Raw genomic sequence first — 25,613 nt, forward strand, 5'->3', positions numbered from 1 at the left:
GTCGCTGCGCGCCCCTACCAGGGCAGGGCGGTGCGCGCTCCCGCCGAGAGCGCGTACAGCTCGTCGACGGCCCGGACCTCGAAGGCGGCCTCCCGCTCCCGGCCGGCGCGGGGCAGGGCGGGGACGTAGAGGGCGGCGGCGCAGGTGCCGCCGAGGAAGCGGCGCGAGCCGTCGGGCAGGATCCGGGACAGCTCGTAATGGCGGACCGGCCCGGCCGCCCGGCGCCACGACAGGCGGAGCCAGAACCTGTCGTCCCGCCGGGCCGAGGCGTCCACCCTGAGCGCGGTGGGCGGGGCCGGGCGCCGCTGGTGGGCGGCTTCGCGTACCGACAGGGCCCCGAGCCGCCACCGCACCGGCTGCTTCCCGCGCGCGGTGATCCGTACGGCCAGTCCGTACGCCGTCCTGCCCGCCAGGGACGCGAGGGCGACCCGCGTCGTGCGCCAGCCCCGCCCGGCCCCCCTCCCGGCCCCCGTTCCGGCTGCGGTGCCCGGGGTTTCGGCGGGCAGCCAGACGTACGGGACGGGCTCGCCCGGGGCCGCCGGTTCGCGGGTGGCCACGCCGACCTCGACCGAGACCGGGCCGGACTCCGTGGCGTGCACCAGCTCCAGGACGGCGGAGCGGCCCAGCGGCAGCCGCGTGGAGTGCAGCCCGACGGCGGCCGGCGCGGTCAGCCGGCCCACGACGAGCACACTGGATCCGCCGCGCCAGGCCCTCGCGAAGTCCAGGGCGACGGCCGGGCGCTCCCCGGCGGTCTCCACGACCCACCGGCGGCCCGGCAGCCGGTCCTGCAGGCCGAGGTGGTTCCACGGGGTGTCGGAGGTGACCCGGCCGCCCTCGTACCAACGCTCTCCGTGCCCGGTGTTGAAGGCGCAGGCGAACGGCAGGGCGGTGACCGTGGACCGGTCGGCGACGGCCGTGGCGGGCGCCCGCCAGCCGCCCCCCTCGGGCGCGGGGCGGGCCGGATCCAGGGACTCACCCGTCCAGAACCGGTCGTCGGCGTGGTGGAAGGCGCCGGGGGAGCGGTCGGTGAGGTGATTGCGGGTCCACTCGGGCCGGTAGAAGCCGTAGCTCACGACATGGTCGCGGCCGCGCGGGATGATCGCGTCCCAACGCCCCGGACTGTCCCACCCCTTGGACTCCACGTCCACGCCCGCCCACAGCTCGTGGCGGCTGCGCCCGAGCCGGTCCGCGAGCGCGCCGGAGGACTCAAGCTTCTGCGGGGTCCAGCGGAAGTCCAGGAAGAGGGTGTCCGCGACCTTGCCCGCCCGGTCCTCGAAGAACTCCTGGTTGAGCGCGTTCAGGGCGCCCTGCCAGCCGACCCGGCCGGTGGTGTTCATGGCGTCGTACCAGGTGATCCGCAGCCCTTCCGGCTCCCCCGCAGCCCGCAGAGCCCGCAGGAAGTCCCGCATCCGCGCGGCGAGTCCACTGTCGCCGCCCTCCGTCTCGGCGTTGACGAACCATCCGTCGAAGCCGTACGCCGACGCCACCCGCACCAGTTTCTCGGCGATCGGGAAGCGGCCGAGGGAATCACGCTGGACCAGGTCCCGCGTCCACTGGAGATCACCGCCGTAGGGGACGGGCGGCAGGAACACATTGCCCATGACCCGGACGCCGTTGCGGTGGGCGGCGTCGACCACGGGCGCGTTCGGGGCGAGCACGATCCCCTCGCCCGCGGAGCCGCCCCAGAAGACGAGCTCGTCCAGGTACGCCCAGTGCGTGAGGGCGTAGTAGTCGGCGGTCGGGGAGCCCTGGGACGGATTCCCGGCGGTGGGCCCGAAGGAGACGAGGGAGGCAATCCGGGCCTGCCCGGCGCGCGCGTCCGGATGCGGCGGGACCGGGGTGAACCGCTCCGCGAGCGGCACGCTGGCGGTGTTGTGGGCAAGGTCGGGGTCGTTCTCGGGGGTCCACTGCTTGAGGGAGCGCCAGGTGATGCCCGGGCCGGGGGCGCCCTCGGGGAGCGAGTCCGGGAACCAGTAAGAGGCGTACGGGGCCAGGTCGGCCGGGCTCGTGGACCCGGCCGGCGGCACCTCGGCGGCGCAGGCGCTCGCGCCCGGGGCGCCCAGCAGGGCGGCGGCTCCCGCCCCCGCCCCGGCGGCGAGCACCCCGCGCCGGGACGGGCCGGGGGCCGCCGGACCGCTGCGGGCGCGGGCGGTGGGAGCGCCGGCGGTGCGAGGACGGGCGGCGGTACGGGGTTCGGCGCCGTGGTCGGTCTCGGACATGCGGGGCTCCTCGGGAAGGGGGCGTCAGCTGACCTCGGGGACGCGCAGCACCTCGGTGATGCCGCGGGCGGAAAGGTGCGCGGGGTCCTCGGCCCGCTCGGCGAGGACCACGGCCGGCCGGACGCCCTCGGCGGTGAGCGCCGCCCAGGCCTCGAAGAACGCGCCGCCGGGTGCGCACACCGAGCGCCGCGGCGCGGCCAGCGCCCCGCCGACGTCGACGGCCAGCGCGGTGGACCGTACGGCCGGGCGGTGCGCCCGGCCGTGCCACCGGGCCGCGATCCGGGCCAGGGCGGCTGCGGCCGGCTTGGCCCGGCGCCGGTCGGTGAGCAGGCCGAGGCCGTACTCCAGCTCCGGGAAGTCCGCGAGCTCCCGGGATACGTCGTGCGAGCACCACCAGGTCACACCCCACAGGTCCGGGCAGTCCAGGGCGTTCTCCACGGTGGCTTCGGTGAACCGCGCCGCCTGCTCCGGCCCGATCAGCGGCGCGGGCGCGCCGACCTCCTGGAGCCATACGGGGCGGTGCGGGTCGCGGGCCCAGGCCTTGGAGAGCTCGATCAGGTACGCGGCGTGGTGCTCGGTCGCCGTGCCGGTCGGTCCGCTCTGGGCGGTCCCGTTGAACACCCAGGAATGCACGGCGGTGGCCGCGCCCAGCCGCGCCGCCTGGTCCGCGGTGAACGGATGGCCGTCCTGGTACCAGGCGGCGTCGTACTCGGCGTGCAGGTGGAACCGGCCCGGAGCGCCCTTCTCGCAGGCGGCGAGCATCCGCTCCAGCCAACGGGCGGCCTGGTCCCGGGTGATCGGGTCGGGGTCGGGGTGCGGGGGACCGGAGAACTGGTTGATCTCGTTGCCGACGGTCATGCCCAGGAAGTTCGGCCGGTCGGCGAGAGCGGCGGCGAGGGTGCGCAGGTACTCCTCCTCGCCGGCGATGACGTCCGGGTCGCTGAAGACGTTCCGCCGGTGCCAGGTCCTGATCCAGGCGGGCAGGAAGTCGAAGCTCGACAAATGCCCTTGCAGGCCGTCCACATGGACGTCGAGCCCGCGCTCGGCGGCCGCGTCCGCGAGCGCGACGAGCTGTTCGACGGCGCGCGGCCGGATCAGCGTCCGGTTCGGCTGGAACACCGGCCACAGCGGGAAGACGCGGATGTGGTCCAGTCCGAGCGAGGCGATCGAGTCCAGGTCCGCTCTAGCCTCGTCGAGGTCGAAGTCCAGCCAGTGGTGGAACCAGCCGCGGGACGGCGTGTAGTTGGCGCCGAAGCGGAGCGGGCGGGAGGCGGCCTCGTCCTGCATAAGGGGATCCTGGAGTTCTGAGGAATTCACCGGATGACCCACAACCTCCCGCGTGCCCGAGGGGGAAGTCAACAGGGCGTCCGCTGCCGGTGGTTCCGGTGGGGGCGGTGAAAGCAGCGACTTTCCACGTCCGGGTACTTATGCGCTTCAGCAGCGTTGACAGAAGGGATGGGGCGTCTCAAGCTGAGGCGGGCTAATGCGCTTTAGCTGGCCTCGCGCAATGACTGCACATGAGGAAGTGGGCGAAAAGGGGACAGTGGTATCTCGGTCAGGGCGCTCACCCCTGCCGCCTGTTCACGAAACCGTCCGAAAAACGGCCGTGCGGGGGTTGGCCGTGTCGGCGGGGTAACCGCCCCGGGGTCCGGTGAAGGGCAGCCGTATCAGCCTTTGTTCCGGCTTTCGGGCTGCGCACGGGCGCGGCTCGGCGCCCGGCGCGGTTGCCGGGAGGCCCGTCGAGCGCGATGCGCGAGCCATCGTGGCCCGGACGCTGCGGGCCCGTGTTCGGTCGGCCCGCACGTGAGGCCACCTGTGGGGGTCGCGGGGTACGGGCCGCCGCCGGGGAGGTCCGCCGGGGCAGGATCGCGTACCGTCCGGCCATTGCCGTCCACCGACCCGGCAGCGCAAGCACCCGAAAGATGACGAGGCAGGCCATGGCCCGCAGACCCACCATCAAGGACATCGCCCGCCAGGCCGGGGTGTCCGAGAGCGCCGTGTCCTTCGCGCTCAACGGCCGGCCCGGCGTCTCCCAGGACACGCGCGCCCGGATCCGCCGAGTCGCCGAGGAACTGGGCTGGCAGGCCAACAGCGCCGCCCGCGCCCTGTCCGGCGAACGCTCCGGCGCGGTGGGGCTCGTGCTGGCCCGGCCCGCGCACACCCTCGGTGTGGAGTCCTTCTTCCTGCAACTGGTCTCCGGCATCCAGGAAGTCCTCTCCGCCGCCCGGATCGCCCTGCTGTTCCAGGTGGTCGAGGACATCGACGCGGAATGCGCCGTCTACCGCCGGTGGTGGGCCGAACGGCGCGTGGACGGCGTCCTGGTCGTCGACCCGCGGACGCAGGACCCGCGCCCGGCGCTGCTCGGGCAGCTCGGCCTGCCGGCGGTGACCGTGGGAGCGGCCGCACCCCGCGCCGCGCACGCCGTCGTCCCGGAGGCGACGGGCGGCCGTGCCGAGGGCGCCTCAGCGGCCCGTACGGCGGAGGTCCGTACGGCGGAGGTCCGTACGCCAGAGGCCCGCACAGCGGTGGCCCATACGGCGCAGGCCCGTACGCCACAGCCGCGTACGTCCGACGCGCTTTCCGAGCCCTCCGCGTCGTCCACGGCCTCGCCGTCGTCCCCGGCCGGGGACGCGCTCTCCTGCGTGGCAGCGGACGATGCCGGGGCCATGGCCCAGGTCCTGGACCACCTGTACACCCTCGGCCACCGCCGCATCGCCCACATCGCGGGGCTGCCGGGCCTCGCCCACACCGCCCGCCGGATCGAGTCGCTGCGGAGCGAGGCAGCGCGGCGCGGACTGGACCCCGAGCAGGTGCGCTCGACCGTCACCGACTACTCCGACGCCGAGGGCGCGGCGGCCACCCGCCGGATCCTCGCCGAGCCCCGGCCCCCGACCGCGCTCGTCTACGACAACGACGTGATGGCCGTAGCCGGTATCGCGGTCGCCGCGGAACTGGGCATCCCGGTGCCCGGGCGGCTGTCGATCGTGGCCTGGGACGATTCCGCGCTGTGCCGGGTCACCCACCCGCGCCTCACGGCCCTCGTACGTGACACCGCGGGCTTCGGCCGCCTCGCCGCTGAAGAACTCCTGGCCGTTCTCGGGGGGAGCCAGCCTAGGGTCCGGGCGAGTGAGCGGCCCCGGCTGGAGCCTCGCGAGAGTACGGCGCCGCCCCCGGCGCATACTGATTCCTGATCCCTCCCTGGAGCCGCCACCGTGATCACCCCCACCGCCCCCGCCGCCCCCTCGCCCGCGCCGCGACCCCGCGCCGCGGCCCCCGGAGTGACGGTGGCGATCGACATCGGCGGTACGAAGATCGCCGGCGCCCTGGTGCACGCCGACGGCACGATGACGGCCACCACGCGCCGCCCGACCCCGCGGGGAGCCGACGCGGACGCCGTCATGGCAGCGGTGACGGAGGTCATCGGGGACCTGTCGGGCTCGCCGCTGTGGCGGGCGGCGGTCCGGTGCGGGATCGGCAGCGCCGGCCCGGTGGACACCTCCGTCGGCACCGTGAGCCCGGTCAACATCGGGGCGTGGCGGGAGTTCCCGGTCCTCGCCCGGGTCTCCGCGGAGCTGGCGGCGCGCGGCGCAGACATCCCGGCGGTGCTGGCCGGTGACGGCGTGGCGATGACCGCGGCCGAGCACTGGCTGGGGGCGGCCCGGGGTCATGCGAACGCGCTCTGCATGGTGGTCTCCACGGGCGTCGGCGGGGGTCTCGTCCTGAACAACCAGCTCCACCCCGGCCCCACGGGCAACGCCGGTCACATCGGCCACATGAGCGTGGCCTTCGACGGTGAGAAGTGCGTCTGCGGCGGCCACGGCTGCGTCGAGTCGATCGCCTCCGGCACGGCGATCGCCCGCTGGGCCCTGGCCCAGGGCTGGACCCCGGCCGCGGATGCCACGGCGGCCGGTGTGGCCGCGGCCGCGGCGGACGGCGATCCGATCGCCCTCGCCGCCTTCGACCGCGCCGGGCGCGCCCTGGCCGCCGCCATCGCGGCGACCGCGACCCTCGTGGAAACGGAGATCGCGGTCATCGGCGGCGGCGTCGCCGCCAGCGGCGACACCCTCTTCACGCCGATCCGCACCCACCTCGCGTCCTACGCCACGCTCTCCTTCGTCAAAGAGCTCCAGGTGGTGCCGGCCGCCCTCGGCACCCACGCGGGCCTGATCGGCGCGGCCGCGGCGGCGACGATGCTGCTGCCCTCCGCAAACGCCGCGGCGTAGGGCGCCACGCCTGGACGCAGGGACGGCGACGGGGTCGTGACGCCGGTGGGTGAGCGGGGTGTCCCGCCATGTACGCAAGCGCCCGCCGCCAGCTCAGAAGGTCAGGGCCGGTGTCGGAATCCGGTCGTCAGAGCCCCGGTGCCAGGAAGCGGACGCCAGGGCGCCGGGAAGCCAGTGCGCCGGGAAGCCAGTGCGCCGGACGCCCGGATGGCGGACGCCCGGACGCGGCCGTCACGGCTTGACGGAGCGGTAATACCGGCGCGCACCTTCGTGCAGGGCCAGCGGGTCCGTGTAGATCGCCGTCCGCAGGTCCACCAGCTGCGCCGCGTGTACCTTGCGCCCGATGACGTCGCGGCTGAGGATGACCGTCCGCGTGAACTGCTCCGTCAGCCCCCGGTCCGTTGCCTCCGTGGTCACCAGCAGGTTCGGGACGGCCAGCGTCGACACCGCGCTGGTGTTGCGCGCCCGCGCGTAGGCGTCCTGCGGCATGACCGCCGCCCGGTAGTAGCGCGCCGGGCTGCCGCTGCCCTGCAACTGCTCCACCAGGTCGCCGAGCTGCACGAGGCGGATGTCGAACCGCTCCGACAGCTCGCGCACCGCGGTCGTCGGGAGACCGCCGGACCAGAAGAAGGCGTCGATCCGCCCGGCCTCCAGCTCGGCCGGCATGGTGTCGATGCCGATGGGCACGGGGACGAGGTCCCGCACCGGGTCGAGCTTCGCCGCCGTCAGCAGCCGCTCCGAGACCAGCCGTACCCCGGACCCGGGCTGCCCCACCGCGACCCGCTTGCCCCGAAGGTCGCGCGCCGACTGCACAGGGGAGCCGGCCGGCACCACCAGTTGTACGTAGTCGTCGTACAGCCGCGCGCAGCCGCGCAGCCACTGGGCGCCCGGTTTCCCGTCGAGGCGGTACTTGGCGACCGCGTCCGCCGTGGCGATGGTGAAGTCGGCCTTGCCCGAGGCCACCCGCTCCAGATTCTCCTGCGAGCCCTCGCTGGTCTCCAGCCGTACCTTCACCCCGGGCATGTCCCGCTTGAGCGCCCCCTCCAGCAGCTCTCCGTACCGGTGGTAGACCCCGGTGCGCACACCCGTACTGAAGGTCAGCTGGCCCTTGAGCTCCGGCTCACCGAACGGCTTCAGCCACCACACCAGGAGTCCGAGCACGGCCAGCAGGCCCACCAGCCCCTGCAGGGCGCGGCGCCTGCTGATCCGGGGCGGTACGAGAGGCATGGCCGCGATCCTGCCACCCGCCCGCCGTCCTGTCACGGCGCGGCCGGCGCCGCGCACCGCGGGCCCCGCTCGGCACCCGGCCCCCCGGCCCCGTTCGCCGCCCCCGAGCGCAGCCGTGCCAGCAGTTTCCGTGCCGCGGGTCCGGACGGGCCGTCCGTACGCCACGCCAGCGCCACCCGCCCCCTCAGCCCCGGTTCGGTGATCCGCAGCGCGCGCAAACCGGCGGCGGCGACCGGATCCACCAGGGGGCTGCTCGGAGAACCCGGCTCCGGAGCGGCGCCCGCCTCCACGCCGCCCGGCACGGACGCTGAGCCCATGAGCCGACCCACCACCGACATCCTCACGGCCACCGCCGCCGAGCGCCGCGAGCTGGCCGACCTGCTCGACACCCTGGCCCCCGCCCAATGGGACGCCCCGTCCCTCTGCGCGGGCTGGCGCGTGCGCGAGGTCGCGGCCCACATGTCGCTGGGATTGCGCACCTCGCTGCCCGGCTTCGCCGCCGAACTGCTGCGGGCGCGCGGAAGCCTGCACCGGATGACCGACCGCACCGCCCGCCGCGACGCCGCCGCGTTCACCCCGAAGGAGCTGGCGGAGCTGCTGCGCGAGAACGCCCGCCACCCCTGGAAGCCGCCGGCCGGCGGCCCCACCGCCGGACTGGCCCACGACGTCGTGCACGGCCTGGACATCACCGTCGCGCTCGGCCACCCGCGCCGCGTCCCCGAGGACCGGCTGCGGCCCCTCCTCGCCGCCGCGACCGCCCCCCGGGCCTTGCGCTTCTTCGGCGTGGACCTGACCGGCATCCGGCTGTGCGCCGACGACCTCGACTGGTCCCACGGCGAGGGGACACCGGTCCACGGCAGCGCGCAGGACGTGCTGCTCGTCCTCTTCGGCCGCCGCCTGCCCGCGGGGCGGCTGAACGGGGGACCGGAGGGCTCCCGCGTACCGCCTACCCTTATTGCATGACCAGCAGCAGCGACCGGAGCCCGGCAGCGGACCTCAAGGAAACATCGGCAGTGGACCTCAAGGGCACATACGAGGTGCGCACCTACGGGTGCCAGATGAACGTGCACGACTCCGAGCGGCTCTCCGGTCTGCTGGAGGACGCGGGCTACGTCCGCGCACCCGAGGGCTCCGACGGGGACGCCGACGTCGTCGTCTTCAACACCTGCGCCGTCCGCGAGAACGCCGACAACAAGCTGTACGGCAACCTCGGCCGGCTGGCTCCGATGAAGACCAAGCGCCCCGGCATGCAGATCGCCGTCGGCGGCTGCCTCGCGCAGAAGGACCGCGACACGATCGTCAAGAGGGCCCCCTGGGTCGACGTCGTCTTCGGTACGCACAACATCGGCAAGCTCCCCGTGCTGCTGGAGCGCGCACGCGTTCAGGAGGAGGCGCAGGTCGAGATCGCCGAGTCGCTGGAGGCGTTCCCCTCCACGCTCCCGACCCGCCGCGAGTCCGCGTACGCCGCCTGGGTCTCGATCTCCGTCGGCTGCAACAACACCTGCACCTTCTGCATCGTCCCGGCGCTGCGCGGCAAGGAGGAGGACCGCCGTCCCGGCGACATTCTCGCCGAGGTGGAAGCCCTGGTCGCCGAGGGAGTCTCGGAGATCACCCTGCTCGGCCAGAACGTGAACGCGTACGGCTCCGACCTGGGCGACCGCGAGGCGTTCAGCAAGCTGCTGCGCGCCTGTGGCGAGATCGAGGGCCTGGAGCGGGTGCGCTTCACCTCTCCGCACCCGCGCGACTTCACCGACGACGTGATCGCGGCGATGGCGCAGACCTCGAACGTGATGCCGCAGCTGCACATGCCGCTGCAGTCCGGATCGGACCGGATCCTGAAGGCGATGCGCCGCTCGTACCGGCAGGAGCGCTTCCTCGGCATCATCGAGAAGGTCCGCGCCGCGATCCCGCACGCCGCGATCTCCACCGACATCATCGTGGGCTTCCCCGGTGAGACGGAGGAGGACTTCCAGCAGACGATGCACACCGTGCGCGAGGCCCGCTTTGCGAACGCCTTCACCTTCCAGTACTCCAAGCGGCCCGGCACCCCCGCTGCCGACATGGACGGGCAGATCCCCAAGGAGGTCGTGCAGGACCGCTACATGCGCCTGGTCGCCCTCCAGGAGGAGATCTCCTGGGAGGAGAACAAGAAGCAGGTCGGCCGCACGCTGGAGGTCATGGTCGCGGAGGGCGAGGGCCGCAAGGACGGCGCGACGCTGCGCCTCTCCGGCCGGGCGCCCGACAACCGCCTGGTGCACTTCACGAAGCCCGAGGCGCCGGTCCGGCCGGGTGACGTGGTCACCGTGGAGATCACCTACGCGGCCCCGCACCACCTGCTGGCCGAGGGGCCGACCCTGACCGTACGGCGCACCCGCGCCGGCGACGCCTGGGAGAAGCGCAACGCCGCACCGGCCCAGCCGGCGGGCGTCATGCTCGGCATCCCGACGCTCGGCGTCCCGGCCCCGCTGCCGGCCGCGACCTCCGGCTGCGCGATCGATTGAATCGATGAAGGGGTGTTCTCGGAGATCCGAGAACACCCCTCGGCCCGGCGTCGCAGCGGTCTGCTGCGCCCTGCCTCCGAGACCGTGGCCGCCATGGAACGCAGTGGCCTCCCGTGGCGCCCGGCACGAACCGAAAAGCACCCCCTAGGCTGGGGATCATGCTCGTAGCCGCCGCCGTCTGCCCTGCCCCGCCCCTGCTCGTGCCGGAGGTGGCCGCGGGGGCCGCCGCCGAACTCGGTGAGGCCCGTACCGCCTGCTCCGACGCGCTCGCCGTACTGGCCGCCTCCCGGCCCGACCTGCTGGTCGTCGTCGGGACCGCCGGGGAGGACGAGCCCGGGCCCTACCCGCAGGGATCCCGCGGCACCTTCCGCGGATTCGGCGTCGAGACCGACGTACAGCTGGGGGAGGGCGGAGCGGGCGGTGAGCGCCCGCTGCCCGCCTCGCTGGCCGTGGGCGCCTGGTTGCTCCAGCACGCGCGGTGGGGCGCCTCCCTGGTCGAGGGGCTCGGGATCGCGGAGCGGCTGGACACCCGGCGGTGCCTGGACACCGGGCGGGAGCTCGCCGCGCGCGCCCCGCGCGTCGCGCTGCTCGTCATGGGCGACGGCAGCGCCCGCCGGTCCTTGAAGGCCCCCGGATACCTCGACGAGCGCGCCGCCGCCTTCGACGCCGCCGCCGCCCGCGCGCTGGGCGCCGCTGACGCGGCCGCACTCGCCGACCTCGACGCGGAGCTCGCGCACGAGCTGCAGGCCGCCGGCCGGGCCCCGTGGCAGGTACTGGCCGGGGCGTCCGAGGGCGCGGACCTGGACGGGCGCCTGCTGTACGAGGACGCGCCCTACGGCGTCGGCTACTTCGTGGCTGCCTGGTCCTGAGGCCGCCCGGGCCTGCCTGCCCCGGCCTGTCCTGGGCAGGGCCTCCGGACGCGTGGAAGGGGCGCGGGATCAGCCGATCCCGCGCCCCTTCCAGGCCAGCGTCAGCCCGCCGCCGGTGGTGTCGTCGGCGTCGTCGGCGGACCGCCGGGAGTGTCCTTGTGGGCGATCTTGCCCAGGGCGTCCTTCGCCTTGCCCGCGCCGCTCGCGATGGGGCCGCTGTACTTGCCCTTGGTCTTGGAATCCACGACCTTCGCGACCTTGTCCAGACCCTGGCCGATCCTGCCCTCGTGCTGCTGGGCGAGGTCGCCGACCTTCTCCTTCGCCGGAGCGAACTTGGCCTTCAGATTGTCGAGCAGGCCCATGGGCCACCTTCCACTGGCGGATCTACGTACGGGCGCCCTCGCCGGCTTCGCTGTCCGCGGCCACCTCGGCCGACTGCTGCTTCGGAATCTCCACGGCGTCCGCCGCCGGAGCCTCCGCGCCAACAGGCTCGGCCTCGGCCGCTGCCTTTTCGGCTGCCTTTTCGGCCGTGGCGGGCTCCGCCGTCAGTGCCTCGGCTGCGACCTCCGCGGTCGAAGCCTCGTCCTTACGACGAAAAAACCGATCAAAAACGCCCATGTCTACTCCCATAACGTTACTCGTGTGAGTGAAGTTCCACCCTGACCCGACCGGTCGCCGCCGGGCGTACGCCGGGCGGAACCTCGCCAGGGCAACGACCGCTCCTCCACCCCGTCACGTAACTCGATCGGGTACATGCCGCGGGGTTTGCGAGACTAAGGCGGTGAGGAAAGCAGCCCCCGCCCCGCGGGTCATCGCCGTCGTCGGTCCCACCGCGGCCGGAAAGTCCGATCTGGGCGTCGCCCTGGCCCGCCGTTTCGACGGCGAAGTCGTCAACGCCGACTCCATGCAGCTGTACCGGGGGATGGACATCGGCACCGCCAAGCTGACGACCGAGGAACGCGGCGGTGTCCCGCACCGCCTCCTCGACATCTGGGACGTCACCGAGACCGCCAGCGTCGCCGAGTACCAGCGCCTGGCCCGCGCCGAGATCGACCGGCTCCTCGCCGAGGGCCGTACGCCGGTCCTCGTCGGCGGATCCGGCCTGTACGTCCGGGGGGCCCTGGACGCGATGGAGTTCCCCGGCACCGACCCCGAGGTCCGCGCCCGCCTGGAGGAGGAGGTCACGCTGCGCGGCCCCGGCGCCCTGCACGCGCGGCTCGCCGCCGCGGACCCGGCCGCCGCCCGGGCGATCCTGCCCAGCAACGGCCGCCGCATCGTCCGCGCGCTGGAGGTCATCGAGATCACCGGCCGGCCCTTCACCGCCAACCTGCCCGGCCACGAGTCCGTCTACGACACCGTGCAGATCGGCGTGGACGTGGCCCGGCCCGAGCTCGACGAGCGGATCGCGCTGCGCGTGGACCGGATGTGGGAAGCCGGGCTGGTCGAGGAGGTGCGGGCCCTGGAGGCGCGCGGGCTGCGCGACGGAATCACCGCCTCCAGGGCGCTCGGCTACCAGCAGGTACTGGCGGCCCTGGCGGGGGAGTGCACCGAGGACGAGGCCAGGGCCGAGACGGTCCGGGCGACCAAGCGGTTCGCGCGCCGCCAGGACTCCTGGTTCCGCCGGGACCCGCGGGTGCACTGGCTCAGCGGCGCCGCGGCCGACCGGGGGGAACTCCTGGGACGCGCACAGTCGTTGGTCGAACGACCGGTCACAGCCTGATCACGTGATGGCATCGGGACGCCCCGGGCGCCCGTCGGGGGGTCGGGGGCGTGCCATCATCGAACTTCTGCCGGTGCGGTCACCGGCGGTGAACGGCGGCGTACGAAGTCCGAGTGGGGAGGGCGCGTGGTGATGGAGGCCGGCCCTCGCGACACCGGGCGGGACGACGCCCCGCGGGAAGCGGACCCGATGCTTCTCGACGGGACGGACGGGACCGACGCAGCCGACAGGCCGGACGTGGCCGTCGGCCCAGACGTGCCCGACGGGCTCGGACTGCCCGCCAACCCGTCGCGCCTGAGCCCCGACGGTCCGGACGCGCCGGACTCCACGGAGGCCGAGGCCGCCTCCGGACCCGAGTTCGAGGTGGAGCTGCGCCCGCAGCGCCGCCTGCGCCTGTGGCAGATCGCCCCCATCGTCATGCTCGGTGCCGCCGGTTCGCTGATGTTCGCCTTCCCGCTCGCCTTCGAGTTCGGCGACGGCGGAGCGGTGGTGGCCATGCTCGGCTTCCTCATCAGCTGCTGCGCCGGAGGCTGGGGGATGATGGCCGCCCGCCGGGTGGGCTACACCTGGCCCGGCTTCCCGCCCCGGGGCAGCGGCCGCCGCCCGGACTGGCGCATGGCCGCCCTGTACGCCGTGATGGCGCTGGCCGTCGTCACCCTCGCCGTGTACCGCGTGGCCCGGCTCCGCCCGTAGGCCCCGCCTCGACGCCCCGGGCACGGCCCGGACGCGACCCGGCCGTCCCGCCCTGGCGCGCGCGCCGCCGTACGGGACCGCTCCGAGCTGCTGACCAGCGGCTCGGTACCATGGACGGGTGACGCAGAGCACCCTCTCCTTCCTCAAGGGCCACGGGACGGAGAATGACTTCGTGATCGTCCCGGACCCGGACAACGCCGTCGACCTGCCCGCGTCCGCCGTCGCCAAGCTGTGCGACCGGCGGGCCGGCATCGGTGCGGACGGCGTCCTGCACGTCGTCCGGTCCGCCGCGCACCCCGAGGCGGCGCACCTGGCCGACGAGGCCGAGTGGTTCATGGACTACCGCAACAGCGACGGTTCCGTCGCCGAGATGTGCGGCAACGGTGTGCGCGTCTTCGCGCGGTACCTGGAGTACGCCGGGCACGTGGAGGCCGGCGATCTCGCGGTCGCCACGCGCGGCGGCGTCAAGCGGGTCCACCTCGACAAGGGCGGGCAGGTCACCGTCTCGATGGGCCGCGCACGGTTCCCGCAGGGCGAGGTCACCGTCACCGTGGGGGAACAGAGCTGGCCCGCCCGGAACGTGAACATGGGGAACCCGCACGCGGTGGCGTTCGTTGAAAGCCTTGACGACGCCGGGAATCTGTTCACCGCCCCGCAGTTCACCCCGGCGTCCGCCTACCCGACCGGCGTCAATGTGGAGTTCGTCGTCGACCGGGCCCCCCGCCACGTCGCCATGCGCGTCCACGAACGCGGCTCCGGCGAGACCCGCTCCTGCGGCACCGGCGCCTGCGCCGTCGCCGTGGCCGCGATCCGCCGTGACGGCGCGGACCCCGCCGTCACGGGGGAGCCCGTCGCGTACACCGTCGACCTCCCCGGCGGCACCCTGGTCATCACCGAACACCCCGACGGGCAGATCGACATGACCGGACCGGCCGTCATCGTCGCCAGGGGCGAGTTCGACCCGGCCTGGCTCACCGAAACGGCTTTCGGCTGAGGCTTCCCTCTAATGGGTGATCCGTTTCACGCTGGGCGAGAGGTGGACTGAGCCACGTGGTGGGGTCGGTAGCATCAGGCACCGGCCCTGAGGGCTCACCCAGCCCGCCACCGCCGGTCGAAGCCGCCGGAGGTGCCCATGAGTGCAGAGGCCACGAACCCCGAAGCACACCCCGAAGCGCGCCCTGAGCTCCGCAGACGGGGACGGACCCGGCTCGATCTGCGCCGGCTCGGGCGCGCGGCCCTGCTCGGGCCCACGTCCCGCGACCGCCTCCCGGACGCCATCGGCCACGTCGCCGAGGCACACCGCGCCCACTATCCGGACGCCGATCTCTCCATCCTGCGGCGGGCGTACGTCCTCGCGGAGTCCTCGCACCGCGGCCAGATGCGCAAGAGCGGCGAGCCGTACATCACCCACCCCCTCGCCGTCACCCTGATCCTCGCCGAACTGGGCGCCGAGACCACCACCTTGACGGCCTCGCTCCTCCACGACACCGTCGAGGACACCGAGGTGACCCTCGATCAGGTCCGCGAGGAGTTCGGCGACGAGGTCCGCTTCATCGTCGACGGAGTGACCAAGCTGGAGAAGGTCGACTACGGCGCCGCCGCCGAGCCCGAGACCTTCCGCAAGATGCTCGTCGCCACCGGCAACGACGTCCGCGTGATGTCCATCAAACTCGCCGACCGGCTGCACAACATGCGCACCCTCGGCGTGATGCGTCCCGAGAAACAGGCGCGCATCGCCAAGGTCACCCGGGACGTCCTGATCCCCCTCGCCGAACGGCTCGGCGTCCAGGCACTCAAGACCGAGCTGGAAGACCTCGTCTTCGCGATCCTGCACCCCGAGGAGTACGAGCGCACCCGCGCGCTCATCGCCGCCCACACGGGGGAGCGCGACCCGCTGCCGGCCATCGCCGACTCCGTACGGGCCGTCCTGCGCGACTCCGGCATCACCGCCGAGGTGCAGGTCCGGCCGCGGCACTTCGTCTCGGTGCACCGCATCGCCCTCAAGCGCGGCGAGCTGCGCGGCTCCGACTTCGGCCGCATCCTCGTCCTCGTCGGCGAGAACGCCGACTGCTACGGCGTGCTCGGCGAGCTGCACACCTGCTTCACCCCGGTCGTCTCCGAATTCAAGGACTTCATCGCCGTCCCCAAGTTCAACCTCTACCAGTCGCTGCACACCGCCATCGCCACGCCCGAGGGGTACGTCGCCGAGGTCATCGTGCGGACCCGGCAGATGCACCGCGTCGCGGAGGCGGGCGTGGTCGCGCTCGGCAATCCGTACGCCACCGGCACGTCCGAAGCCGCCGCGGAGGACGCGGACGAGGAGCGGATCGACCCGACCCGGCCCGGCTGGCTGTCCCGGCTGCTCGACTGGCAGCAGTCCGCGCCCGACCCCGACACCTTCTGGAGCGTCCTGCGCGCGGAGCTGGCGCAGGACCGCGAGATCGCCGTCTTCACCGAGGACGCGGGCGCCTCCGGCACGATCAGCCTCCCGGCCGGGGCCAGCTGTATCGACGCCGCCTACGCGCGGTACGGCGAAGCGGCCCACGGCTGCATCGGCGCCCGGGTCAACGGCCGCCTCACCTCGCTGGCCTCCCGGCTGTCCGACGGGGACACGGTGCAACTGCTGCTCGCACACGACGCCTCCTCGGGGCCCGCCGCCGAATGGCTGGAGCACGCGCGGACCCCGGCCGCCCGGATCGCCATCAGCACCTGGCTCCAGTCGCATCCCGACCGCGCGATGGCCAACACCACGGCCGCGCGGGCGCCGCTGTCCGTGGTCGGGGTCCGGGGCGGCGGGGGCAACGCGGTCGCCGACCTGCCGAACGCCACCGTACGGCTGGCCGGGTGCTGCACCCCCGTGCCGCCGGACGCGGTCGCGGGGTTCGTCGTACGCGGCGGGGCCGTCACCGTGCACCGCGTCCACTGCGAGGCGGTGGCCCGGATGCGGGCGGTGGGGCGCACCTCCGTCGCCGTGCACTGGCGGGCGACGGCGGACTGCCGGGTCACGCTGGTCGCGGAATCGTTCGGCCGCCCGCACCTGCTGGCCGACCTGACCGAAGCCATCGCCCGCGAGGGGGTCGAGGTCGTCTCCGCGACCGTGGAACCCCCGGTGGAACAGCGGGTCCGGCACACCTACACGCTCCAGCTCCCCGACGCGACGGGGCTGCCCGCTCTGATGCGGGCGATGCGGGAGGTACCGGGCGTGTACGACGTCAGCCGGGCCTAGGCGCTGTCGGCAAAGTCCCTCCCGGCCCGGGGCGCCCGGCACCGCACCTCCCTGCGTTGTCGGAGCGCCCGAGTACGTCCAGTACACGGGCGCCCCTCCGCCTTGCGATGCACGGCACCAGACGCCCCGCGCCTTACCGGAGCTACTTCGACGACAGGACCTAGCGCGGTGTAGTCCGCCTCATCGCCGGACTGACCCGTTCGGGTGGAGCCGTCGCGCGCCGTACGCGGCCGCCCCCCGCGCGCTGGTAAGCGAGGTGGATGCAGCTCACCTCCCCCCGCCTGCGCGCGGCCCTGCTCGCCGCGGCCTCCCTCACGCTCGTCGCCGCCGTCCTGCCGCCGCCGCGGCCCCTGGGCATCGGAGACCGGCTCTTCCCGGAGCTCGGGAACCCGGGCTACGACGTGCTCTCGTACGACCTGTCCTTCACCTACAAGGACAACCGCACCCCGCTCGACGCGGTGACCGTCATCGACGCGCGCGCCCTCGGGGCGCTGGAGCGGATCAACCTGGACTTCACCCACGGGAAGGTGGCCACCGCCGAGGTCAACGGGCATCCGGCCCGGTTCGAGAGCGTCGGCGAGGATCTCGTACTGACCCCCGCCCGCGCGGTGGCGGACGGCATGCCGCTGCACATCACCATCCGGCACACCAGCGACCCGCGGGGCCGCGGCGACGGGGGCTGGGTGCCCACCGAGGACGGCCTGGCGATGGCCAACCAGGCGGACGCCGCCCACCGCGTCTTCCCGTGCAACGACCACCCCGCGGACAAGGCGTACTTCACCTTCCGGATCACCGCCCCCGCCGCGCTGACAGCCGTCGCCAACGGGGTGCCCACCGCACGGCCGGCCCACCGCGCGGCCGCCGACGCTACGACGTGGACCTACCGGACGCTGCACCCGATGGCCACCGAGCTCGCGCAGGTCTCGGTCGGCGACTCCGCCGTCGTCCACCGCACCGGACCGCACGGCCTGCCGCTGCGCGACGTGGTGCCCGCCGCGGACCGCGAGCGGCTGGAGCCCTGGCTGAGGAAGACCCCGGGGCACGTCGAGTGGATGGAGAAGCGGGTCGGCCCCTACCCCTTCGAGAACTACGGGCTGCTGATCGCGCGCGCGAAGACCGGCTTCGAGCTGGAGACGCAGACCCTCTCCCTCTTCGAACGCAACCTGTTCTCGGGCGAGGGCTACCCGGAGTGGTACGTCGAGTCCGTGATGATCCACGAGCTGGCCCACCAGTGGTTCGGCAACAGCGTCTCCCCGCGGACCTGGTCCGACCTGTGGCTCAGCGAAGGACACGCCACCTGGTATGAGGCGCTGTACGCGGACGGGCTCGGCAAGTACTCCCTGGAGCGGCGGATGCGCGAGGCGTACCAGCGCTCCGACCAGTGGCGGGCGGCCGGAGGCCCCCCGGCCGCCCCGAAGGCCGCCGCCCCGGGCCAAAAGATCGGGCTGTTCCGGCCGGCGGTCTACGACGGGGCCGCGCTGATCCTGTACGCCCTGCGGCAGGAGATCGGCGCCGCGGCCTTCGACCGCGTCGAGCGGCGCTGGGTGCTGGAGCACCGGGACGGGGTCGCGGGCACGGCCGACTTCGTACGGCTCGCCTCGCAGGAGGCCGGCCGGGACCTCCAGGCCTTCCTGGAGCCCTGGCTGTACGGGGCGACGACCCCGGCGATGCCCGGCCGCCCGGAGTGGGGCGGTCCGAAGAAGGCCTGAGCCGCGGTGACCGCCCCGGACGCCCGAAAAGGGTGTGACGGGCGAGGAACGGGCATGTCACCATCGACAAGGCCGTTCGGGGAATCTCCCGATGGTGTGAAACGTTGGACATAGCAGTTCAGGGACGTGTGGCAGCGGCTCCGGGCAGCCCCGGACGCCGAGCCGGCGCGGACCATTCGAGACGACGTAAGGATCCAATGACCTCCTCTTCTTCCCCTTCCCAGGACCCGCGGGCGGCCCAGGACGTGCCGGACCCGCAGAGCTTCACCGAGAGCCTTCGGGCCGATGCCCTGATGGAAGAGGACGTCGCCTGGAGCCACGAGATCGACGGAGACCGGGACGGCGAGCAGTACGAGCGCTCGGAGCGCGCGGCCCTGCGCCGCGTGGCCGGCCTCTCCACCGAGCTCGAAGACGTCACCGAGGTCGAGTACCGCCAGCTCCGCCTGGAGCGGGTCGTACTCGTCGGTGTCTGGACCTCCGGCACGGTGAGCGATGCGGAGAACTCCCTCGCGGAGCTCGCCGCGCTCGCCGAGACGGCGGGTGCCCTCGTGCTCGACGGTGTGATCCAGCGTCGCGACAAGCCCGACCCGGCCACCTTCATCGGCTCCGGCAAGGCGCGGGAACTGCGCGACATCGTGATGGAGAGCGGCGCCGACACGGTCGTCTGCGACGGTGAGCTCGGCCCCGGCCAGCTCATCGCCCTCGAAGACGTCGTCAAGGTGAAGGTGGTCGACCGCACCGCTCTCATCCTCGACATCTTCGCCCAGCACGCCAAGTCCCGAGAGGGCAAGGCGCAGGTGGCGCTCGCGCAGATGCAGTACATGCTGCCGCGCCTGCGCGGCTGGGGTCAGTCGCTGTCCCGGCAGATGGGCGGCGGCGGCGGTGGCGGCATGGCCACCCGAGGCCCCGGTGAGACCAAGATCGAGACCGACCGGCGACGGATCCGCGAGAAGATGGCGAAGATGCGCCGGGAGATCGCGGAGATGAAGACCGGCCGTGACATCAAGCGGCAGGAGCGGCGCCGCAACAAGGTGCCCTCGGTGGCCATCGCCGGCTACACGAACGCCGGCAAGTCCTCGCTGCTCAACCGCCTCACGGGCGCGGGCGTACTGGTGGAGAACGCGCTGTTCGCCACCCTCGACCCGACCGTGCGCCGGGCCGAGACGCCGAGCGGCCGGGTCTACACCCTGGCCGACACGGTCGGCTTCGTGCGCCACCTGCCGCACCACCTGGTGGAGGCGTTCCGCTCCACGATGGAGGAGGTCGGCGACTCCGACCTCATCCTGCACATCGTGGACGGCTCGCACCCGGCCCCGGAGGAGCAGCTGGCGGCCGTGCGCGAGGTCATCCGCGAGGTGGGCGCGGTGAACGTGCCCGAGATCGTGGTCATCAACAAGGCGGACGCCGCGGACCCGCTCGTCATGCAGCGGCTGCTGCGGATCGAGCGCCATTCGATCGCCGTCTCGGCGCGCACGGGCATGGGCATCGAGGAACTCCTCGCGCTCATCGACTCCGAGCTGCCGCGGCCCGAGGTCGAGGTGGAGGCCATGGTTCCTTACACGCGCGGCTCGCTGGTCGCCAAGGCGCACGCCGAGGGCGAGGTGATCTCCGAGGAGCACACCGCGGACGGCACCCTGCTCAAGGCACGGGTCCACCAGGAACTGGCATCGGACCTGGCTCCGTACGCACTCGCCAAGCGGTAACAGGCAGCGGCATAGCACCGGCGCACAAAGGGCCCCCCGCGGTTGCGGGGGGCCCTTTGCCGTGCGCGCCCGTGTACGGCCAAGGCGCCGCGCCTGGTGGAAGGGCCGGACTACTTGAACTTGCCGCTGACGGCGTCGAAGATGCCCTTCGCCTCCGGGCCCAGCCGGGGTCCGGCCAGCCAGCCCGCCTTGGCCGGACCGATCGAGGTGTTCGACACCAGCGCCGGCTTGCCGTCGGCGCCCGTACCGACCCAGCCGCCGCCGGAGGAACCGCCGGTCATGGTGCAGCCGATGCGGTACATCACCGGGTCGGTCGCGTTCAGCGACAGCCGCCCCGGCTTGTCGGTGCACTGGTACGCCTTCTGCCCGTCGAAGGGGGCCGCCGCCGGGTAACCCGTCGCCGTCATACCCGCGACCTTCGGTACGGCCGGGGCGTTGAACTCCACCGGGAGGGCCGAACCGACCGTCTCCTCCAGGGACTTGCCCGTGCTCTTCTCCGGGGTCACGTGCAGCACCGCGAAGTCGTACGGGGCGCCCGCACCGCCGGTCGGACCACCGGTCGCGATCCACTGGTCGGAGGTCTGCGCCCAGTCGCTCCACCAGACGCCGTACGGAGCCACCTGCTCGCGCGGCGCGCCCTTGAGCTGCGCCGCCGGCTTGCCCGCGTTGTTGTAGGAGGGGACGAAGGCGATGTTGCGGTACCAGCCGCCCGACTTGCCCGCGTGCACGCAGTGGCCCGCGGTCCACACCATGTTGGACTTGCCGGGGTGCGCAGGGTCCTTGATCACGGTCGCCGAGCAGACCATCGAGCCCTCGGGCCCGTCGAAGAAGACCTTGCCGGCCTCAGGAACGCTCTGGTGGTAGGGCGCGTTCACCGACTTGGCCGCTACCGGCGCCGGGGCCGGGTCGGTGACGCCCTGGTCCTTGCCCGCGTCCGGGTCGACGGACGGGCGCTGCGGCTGCTCGGCGTCACGCATCCGGTCCGAGTCCCACAGACCCTCGATGATCGGGTTTATGTAGTCGCCGGCCTCACGGAGCCAGTCCTCCTTCTTCCAGTTCTTCCACTCACCCCCCTTCCACTTCTCCAGGTCGATGCCGTGCTCCTTGAGCCTGTCCTTGAGCTGGTCCGGGATCTTGATCCCGTCGACTCCGGACGGAAGGCTCGCCGCCACGGTCGGCTTGGCGTCGCCGCCGGCCTCCCCGTCGCCGGGTCCGCAGGCCGCGGCGGTCAGCGCGAGCGCGGCCGCGCACAGGATCGCGGTGACCGGTCGGTTCGGTCGCATGTCGTCAGTCCCCCTGGTGGTTCTGATCTGGGTGGTGGGTGGTGCCGGGTGGTGCTGGTGCTGGTGGCCCGGGTGCGGTGATGGCCGAGCGCAGCCCCCCACTATGCCGCTGCCGCCCAGGACGCCGGCGCCCGGGGCGGCGGTTCCGCCTCGCCGCCCCGAGCCGGCAAGGATCTTGTGGTCACCCGTGATCCGTCGCCGTCACCGTCGTTGGTACGTACGGGGGACGGGGGAGCAGTGTTCACGTTCGAGGCGCATTCCGGAAGAGCATCCGTGCGGGAGGACCGACACTCGTGGCATTGACCGAGCCGGCCGCAGCCGAGGCCGAGGCCGAGGCCGAACGGGGGGCGGACATCGCGCCGCGGATCCCTCTGGACGTTCCCCATCGGGTTCCGCCGCAGGCCCCGTCGCAGGGAAGCCGCGGGTCCGGAGGACCGGCCGGTTCCGCCGGGCCGGCGGCAACGGAGGGCATCCTGCGCAGGCAGGCGCAGCGCGAGTCCGCCGCCCGGACGTACGCGCGCTCCCTGCCCATCGTCCCGGTGCGCGCCCGCGGGCTGACGATCGAGGGCGCCGACGGGCGGCGCTACCTCGATTGTCTCTCCGGCGCCGGCACTCTCGCCCTCGGGCACAACCACCCGGTCGTACTGGAAGCCATCCGCGGCGTCCTCGACTCCGGCGCCCCGCTGCATGTGCTCGACCTCGCGACTCCGGTGAAGGACGCCTTCACCACCGAGCTCTTCACGAACCTGCCGCCGGCCATGGCCGCCGATGCCCGCATCCAGTTCTGCGGGCCGGCCGGCACCGACGCCGTGGAGGCCGCGCTCAAACTGGTCCGCACCGCGACCGGCCGCTCGGGGCTGCTCGCCTTCGCGGGGGCGTACCACGGCATGACCGCCGGAGCCCTGGACGCGTCGGGCGGTGCGACGGACGTACGGGTGACCCGGCTGCCGTACCCGCAGGACTACCGCTGCCCGTTCGGGGTCGGCGGCCCCGAAGGCGCCCGGCTCGCCGCCCACTGGACCGAGAGCCTGCTGGACGATCCCAAGGGCGGGGTGCCCGCGCCCGCCGGCATGATCCTCGAACCGGTGCAGGGTGAGGGCGGGGTGCTGCCGGCCCCCGACGACTGGCTGCGCGGAATGCGCGAGATCACCGCGGCGCGGGGGATCCCGCTGATCGCCGACGAGGTGCAGACCGGCGTCGGCCGGACCGGTGCCTTCTGGGGGGTCGACCATGCCGGGGTGGTGCCCGACGTGATGGTCCTGTCCAAGGCGATCGGCGGCAGCCTGCCGCTCGCGGTGATCGTGTACCGGGGCGAGCTGGACGTCTGGGCCCCCGGGGCGCATGCGGGCACCTTCCGCGGCAACCAGCTGGCCATGGCGGCCGGTACCGCCACGCTGGCCTTCGTACGCGAGAACCGGCTGGCCGAACGCGCGGCGGCCCTGGGCGAGCGCATGCTCACGGCCCTGCGGGGCCTGGCGGCGGCGCACCCGTGCGTCGGGGACGTCCGGGGCCGCGGGCTGATGATCGGCGTCGAACTGGTCGACCCCGACTCCGGGACCTGCGCGCCGGCCCTGGCCGCAGCCGTCCGCCAGGAGTGCCTGGACCGTGGGCTGATCGTCGAACTCGGCGGCCGGCACAGCGCCGTCGTGCGGCTGCTTCCCCCGCTGACCCTCACCGACGAGCAGGCCGCCGCGGTCCTCGACCGCCTGGCCGACGCCATCCCGGCCGCCGCCCGCCTTCTCCACTGACCCGCACCCCGAGGACCCGCGATGCCCGACCAGCACGACGCGACCCCCGAGAGCCCGGCCCCCGGCCCCTCCGACCAACCGCTCACGCCCCCTCCCGGCCTCGCGACCCCGGCGCCCGACCCACACCCGGAGCCGGCCCCCGCGCCCAACGCCGCCCACTGGCCGCCACCCACCGTCGCCCCGGGCGGCCGCGCCCCCGCCCCGCCGGGGACGCCCCTCGACCCGGCCGTCGCGCCCCGAAACTCTGCCCCCGACCCGGCCGACGCCCACCCGGGGGTGCCCCCCAGCCCGGCCGCTGCCCAGCCGGGGCCGGGCGGCAGCCGGGCTCAGTCGCAGACCGGTTCCGGGGCACGGACCGATCCTGCTGCGGGGGACGCCGAGGAGCGCCCCGCGTCCCGGACGAACGGGTCCGGCGAGGTCCCCCGCCGGGGCACCGGCCCGGGGCCGCACGGCGCGCCGGGGGTCGCGTCCGCCGCGGGACCCGAGGACACGGCGGCCGGTTCAGCCAGGTCCACCGGCGGGCCCCGCTTCGGTACGCCCGCCGAGCCCGAGGAGGCCGCGGCGGAGCAGCCGTCCGGCTCGGGGCAGCCGACCGGTCGGCGCAGCGGCGAGGCCACCGGCGAGATCCCGACGCAGCAGCTTCCGGGCGTCCGGGTCGGGGCAGCGCCGACCGTGCCCCGGCAGAAGGACGGCACCCCTAGACCGTGGTCAGGCTGGACCGGCCCCCTCGGGCCGGAGCCCGCCGCCCTGCCCGACCTCCTGGACCACCGGGACCCCGCCGTCGCCGCCGAAGCCGCGGCGGTGGAGAACCTGCTGCGGTGCTGGGTCCGCGAAACCGGTCTCGGCCGACCGGACGGCCCCGCCGGGACCCTGCTCCGCGTCCCCCTCCCCGCCTCCGGCATGGCCCTGCTCCTCGCCGTCCGGTACTGGTCCCCGGCAGGCTGGCACCGGTTCGCTCCCGCCCGGATCGAAGGCGCCCCCGCCGACGCCCCCGCCCTGGACGCCGTCACCCTCGCCGCACTCATCACCCGCGAGGGCACCGGCGGTGGGCGCGGCGGAGCCGACCTCGTCGGCAGGGTCGCCGACTCGGTCCAACGCACCGCGCAGTTCATCGCGGACCGACGCCACCGCCCCACCGCCCCCGCTCCCGTCGCCGGGGACCCCTTCCTGACCGCCGAGCAGTCCCTCCTCCTCGGCCACCCCCTGCACCCGACCCCGAAGAGCCGCGAAGGACTCTCCGACGCCGAAGTGGGCCGCTACTCACCCGAACTCCATGGCTCCTTCCCCCTGCACTGGCTCGCGGTCCACCCGTCCGCCCTCGCCACCGACTCCGCCTGGACCGAGCGGGGCCGCCCGGTCTCCGCCGCCCAGCTCCTCGGCCGGCTGGCCCCAGGACTTCCGCTGCCCGACGGCGCCGCCCCGCTTCCTCTGCACCCCTGGCAGGCCCGTGACCTGTTGCACCGCCCCGCCGTCGTCGCCCTCCGCGATGCGGGACTCCTGTACGACCTGGGGCCGTACGGCGACCCCTGGTACCCCACCTCCTCCATCCGCACCGTCCACCGCCCGGGCGCTCCCGCGATGCTCAAGCTCTCCCTGGGCCTGCGCATCACCAACTCCCGTCGCGAGAACCTCCGCAAGGAACTCCACCGGGGTGTCGAGGTGCACCGGCTGCTCCGCACCGGCCTGGCAGAGCAGTGGCAGGCGGTCCACCCCGGTTTCGACATCGTCCGCGACCCAGCCTGGGTCGCCGTCGACACCCCGGAGGGCGCCCCCGTCCCCGGTCTCGACGTCCTACTGCGCCACAACCCCTTCCGTTCCCGCGACGACGCCGTCTGCATCGCCGCACTCACCGCTCCCCGTCCGTGGCCCGGCCGCACCACCATGCGGTCCCGGCTCGCCGAGATCGTTTCCGCTCTCGCCCTCGCCACCGGACGCACCACGTCCGCCGTCGCCGCCGAGTGGTTCCTGCGCTACCTCGACCACGTCGTCCTACCGGTGCTCGCCTTCGACGCGCTCGCCGGTGTCGCCCTCGAAGCGCACCAGCAGAACACCCTGGTCCTCCTCGACCCGGCCGGCTGGCCGATCGGAGGCCGCTACCGAGACAACCAGGGCTACTACTTCCGCGAATCCCGCCGCGCGGAACTCGAGCACCGACTCCCCGGTATCGGCAGCGTCAGCGACACCTTCGTCTCTGACGCCGTCACCGACGAACGCTTCGCCTACTACCTCGGCATCAACAACGTGCTCGGCCTCATCGGCGCCTTCGGATCGCAGCGGCTCGCCGACGAACGCGTACTCCTCGCCGCCTTCCGCCGCTTCCTCGGCAAGGCCGCAGGGCTCGGTCCGCTCCCCGCACAGCTGCTCGACTCACCGACCCTGCGGTGCAAGGCGAATCTCCTCACCCGCCTGGGAGGACTGGACGAGCTCGTCGGCCCCGTCGACACCCAGTCCGTCTACGTCACCATCGCCAACCCCCTTCACGATTGACGCGT

19 protein-coding genes are annotated in these 25,613 nt (G+C 73.7%); 13 read left to right on the forward strand and 6 right to left on the reverse strand.

The annotated features are described in order from the left end of the window. Positions 1-14: 14 nt before the first annotated feature. Positions 15-2,219, reverse strand: a complete 2,205-nt coding sequence (locus ACWDX7_RS17005) for an endo-beta-N-acetylglucosaminidase (protein ID WP_451492403.1) — start codon at positions 2,217-2,219, stop codon at positions 15-17. Between the two features lie 24 nt (positions 2,220-2,243). Next, a complete protein-coding gene (locus tag ACWDX7_RS17010) occupies positions 2,244-3,506 on the reverse strand; it encodes a glycoside hydrolase 5 family protein (protein ID WP_451492431.1) in 1,263 nt (420 codons plus the stop codon). A 650-nt stretch (positions 3,507-4,156) separates the two neighbouring features. Here ACWDX7_RS17010 and ACWDX7_RS17015 point away from each other — a divergent pair. Continuing rightward, the gene (locus tag ACWDX7_RS17015; RefSeq protein WP_451492402.1) at positions 4,157-5,410 is read left to right on the forward strand and encodes a LacI family DNA-binding transcriptional regulator; all 1,254 of its coding nucleotides are present in this window, start codon (positions 4,157-4,159) and stop codon (positions 5,408-5,410) included. An 87-nt stretch (positions 5,411-5,497) separates the two neighbouring features. After that, a complete protein-coding gene (locus ACWDX7_RS17020) occupies positions 5,498-6,442 on the forward strand; it encodes an ROK family protein (RefSeq protein ID WP_451492430.1) in 945 nt (314 codons plus the stop codon). 231 nt (positions 6,443-6,673) lie between these two features. Here ACWDX7_RS17020 and ACWDX7_RS17025 read toward each other — a convergent pair whose 3' ends face one another. Further along, complete coding sequence (locus ACWDX7_RS17025) at positions 6,674-7,669, reverse strand: TAXI family TRAP transporter solute-binding subunit (protein WP_451492401.1); 996 nt, start codon at positions 7,667-7,669, stop codon at positions 6,674-6,676. A gap of 315 nt (positions 7,670-7,984) precedes the next feature. On the opposite strand from ACWDX7_RS17025, the gene ACWDX7_RS17030 reads away from it, so the two are divergent. The 3 genes from ACWDX7_RS17030 (at position 7,985) to ACWDX7_RS17040 (ending at position 11,039) form a co-directional block, all read left to right on the forward strand. After that, on the forward strand, positions 7,985-8,632 hold the full coding sequence (locus tag ACWDX7_RS17030) for a maleylpyruvate isomerase family mycothiol-dependent enzyme (protein ID WP_451492400.1): 648 nt from the start codon (positions 7,985-7,987) through the stop codon (positions 8,630-8,632). Further along, entirely contained in the window at positions 8,629-10,170 is a 1,542-nt protein-coding gene (miaB, locus tag ACWDX7_RS17035) for a tRNA (N6-isopentenyl adenosine(37)-C2)-methylthiotransferase MiaB (RefSeq protein WP_451492399.1), read from the forward strand. The genes ACWDX7_RS17030 and miaB overlap by 4 nt, the downstream gene beginning before the upstream one ends. Before the next feature lie 158 nt (positions 10,171-10,328). Next, on the forward strand, positions 10,329-11,039 hold the full coding sequence (locus tag ACWDX7_RS17040) for a hypothetical protein (protein ID WP_451492398.1): 711 nt from the start codon (positions 10,329-10,331) through the stop codon (positions 11,037-11,039). A 101-nt stretch (positions 11,040-11,140) separates the two neighbouring features. Here ACWDX7_RS17040 and ACWDX7_RS17045 read toward each other — a convergent pair whose 3' ends face one another. Next, positions 11,141-11,401, reverse strand: a complete 261-nt coding sequence (locus ACWDX7_RS17045) for an antitoxin (protein ID WP_451492397.1) — start codon at positions 11,399-11,401, stop codon at positions 11,141-11,143. Between the two features lie 22 nt (positions 11,402-11,423). Beyond that, a complete protein-coding gene (locus ACWDX7_RS17050; protein ID WP_451492396.1) occupies positions 11,424-11,657 on the reverse strand; it encodes a hypothetical protein in 234 nt (77 codons plus the stop codon). A 163-nt stretch (positions 11,658-11,820) separates the two neighbouring features. Between ACWDX7_RS17050 and miaA the strand changes: the two genes are divergently transcribed. The 6 genes from miaA to hflX all read left to right on the forward strand — a co-directional run bounded on the left by miaA (position 11,821) and on the right by hflX (position 20,090). After that, the gene (gene miaA / locus ACWDX7_RS17055; protein WP_451492395.1) at positions 11,821-12,759 is read left to right on the forward strand and encodes a tRNA (adenosine(37)-N6)-dimethylallyltransferase MiaA; all 939 of its coding nucleotides are present in this window, start codon (positions 11,821-11,823) and stop codon (positions 12,757-12,759) included. A 126-nt stretch (positions 12,760-12,885) separates the two neighbouring features. Beyond that, on the forward strand, positions 12,886-13,452 hold the full coding sequence (locus ACWDX7_RS17060; protein WP_451492394.1) for a hypothetical protein: 567 nt from the start codon (positions 12,886-12,888) through the stop codon (positions 13,450-13,452). 118 nt (positions 13,453-13,570) lie between these two features. Next, on the forward strand, positions 13,571-14,446 hold the full coding sequence (gene dapF / locus ACWDX7_RS17065) for a diaminopimelate epimerase (protein WP_451492393.1): 876 nt from the start codon (positions 13,571-13,573) through the stop codon (positions 14,444-14,446). Between the two features lie 138 nt (positions 14,447-14,584). Then, positions 14,585-16,678 (forward strand): RelA/SpoT family protein, encoded by a 2,094-nt coding sequence (locus ACWDX7_RS17070; protein ID WP_451492392.1) that lies wholly within the window; start codon positions 14,585-14,587, stop codon positions 16,676-16,678. Positions 16,679-16,938: 260 nt separating this feature from the next. Next, complete coding sequence (locus tag ACWDX7_RS17075) at positions 16,939-18,387, forward strand: M1 family metallopeptidase (RefSeq protein ID WP_451492391.1); 1,449 nt, start codon at positions 16,939-16,941, stop codon at positions 18,385-18,387. Between the two features lie 197 nt (positions 18,388-18,584). After that, positions 18,585-20,090: a GTPase HflX gene (gene hflX / locus ACWDX7_RS17080; protein ID WP_451492390.1), complete on the forward strand. Its 1,506-nt coding sequence runs from the start codon at positions 18,585-18,587 to the stop codon at positions 20,088-20,090. A gap of 110 nt (positions 20,091-20,200) precedes the next feature. Here hflX and ACWDX7_RS17085 read toward each other — a convergent pair whose 3' ends face one another. After that, positions 20,201-21,373 carry a trypsin-like serine peptidase gene (locus ACWDX7_RS17085; protein ID WP_451492389.1) on the reverse strand — a complete coding sequence of 391 codons (1,173 nt, stop codon included), beginning with the start codon at positions 21,371-21,373 and terminating at the stop codon, positions 20,201-20,203. 470 nt (positions 21,374-21,843) lie between these two features. Here ACWDX7_RS17085 and ACWDX7_RS17090 point away from each other — a divergent pair, with 470 nt between their 5' ends. Together ACWDX7_RS17090 and ACWDX7_RS17095 are read left to right on the forward strand one after the other, a co-directional pair. Further along, the gene (locus tag ACWDX7_RS17090; protein WP_451492429.1) at positions 21,844-23,121 is read left to right on the forward strand and encodes a diaminobutyrate--2-oxoglutarate transaminase family protein; all 1,278 of its coding nucleotides are present in this window, start codon (positions 21,844-21,846) and stop codon (positions 23,119-23,121) included. Positions 23,122-23,745: 624 nt separating this feature from the next. Beyond that, positions 23,746-25,608 carry an IucA/IucC family protein gene (locus tag ACWDX7_RS17095; RefSeq protein WP_451492428.1) on the forward strand — a complete coding sequence of 621 codons (1,863 nt, stop codon included), beginning with the start codon at positions 23,746-23,748 and terminating at the stop codon, positions 25,606-25,608. Positions 25,609-25,613: the final 5 nt, after the last annotated feature.

It is taken from the genome of Streptomyces sp. NPDC003034 (genome assembly GCF_053591375.1).

Coding starts and splice junctions, on each gene's coding strand:
- ACWDX7_RS17010 (WP_451492431.1), bottom strand. CDS start 3,506: ATGCAGGACGAGGCCGCCTCCCGCCCGCTCCGCTTCGGCGCCAACTAC.
- ACWDX7_RS17070 (WP_451492392.1), top strand. CDS start 14,585: ATGAGTGCAGAGGCCACGAACCCCGAAGCACACCCCGAAGCGCGCCCT.
- ACWDX7_RS17025 (WP_451492401.1), bottom strand. CDS start 7,669: ATGCCTCTCGTACCGCCCCGGATCAGCAGGCGCCGCGCCCTGCAGGGG.
- hflX (WP_451492390.1), top strand. CDS start 18,585: ATGACCTCCTCTTCTTCCCCTTCCCAGGACCCGCGGGCGGCCCAGGAC.
- ACWDX7_RS17040 (WP_451492398.1), top strand. CDS start 10,329: ATGCTCGTAGCCGCCGCCGTCTGCCCTGCCCCGCCCCTGCTCGTGCCG.
- miaB (WP_451492399.1), top strand. CDS start 8,629: ATGACCAGCAGCAGCGACCGGAGCCCGGCAGCGGACCTCAAGGAAACA.
- ACWDX7_RS17005 (WP_451492403.1), bottom strand. CDS start 2,219: ATGTCCGAGACCGACCACGGCGCCGAACCCCGTACCGCCGCCCGTCCT.
- ACWDX7_RS17075 (WP_451492391.1), top strand. CDS start 16,939: ATGCAGCTCACCTCCCCCCGCCTGCGCGCGGCCCTGCTCGCCGCGGCC.
- ACWDX7_RS17085 (WP_451492389.1), bottom strand. CDS start 21,373: ATGCGACCGAACCGACCGGTCACCGCGATCCTGTGCGCGGCCGCGCTC.
- ACWDX7_RS17045 (WP_451492397.1), bottom strand. CDS start 11,401: ATGGGCCTGCTCGACAATCTGAAGGCCAAGTTCGCTCCGGCGAAGGAG.
- ACWDX7_RS17050 (WP_451492396.1), bottom strand. CDS start 11,657: ATGGGCGTTTTTGATCGGTTTTTTCGTCGTAAGGACGAGGCTTCGACC.
- ACWDX7_RS17015 (WP_451492402.1), top strand. CDS start 4,157: ATGGCCCGCAGACCCACCATCAAGGACATCGCCCGCCAGGCCGGGGTG.
- ACWDX7_RS17030 (WP_451492400.1), top strand. CDS start 7,985: ATGAGCCGACCCACCACCGACATCCTCACGGCCACCGCCGCCGAGCGC.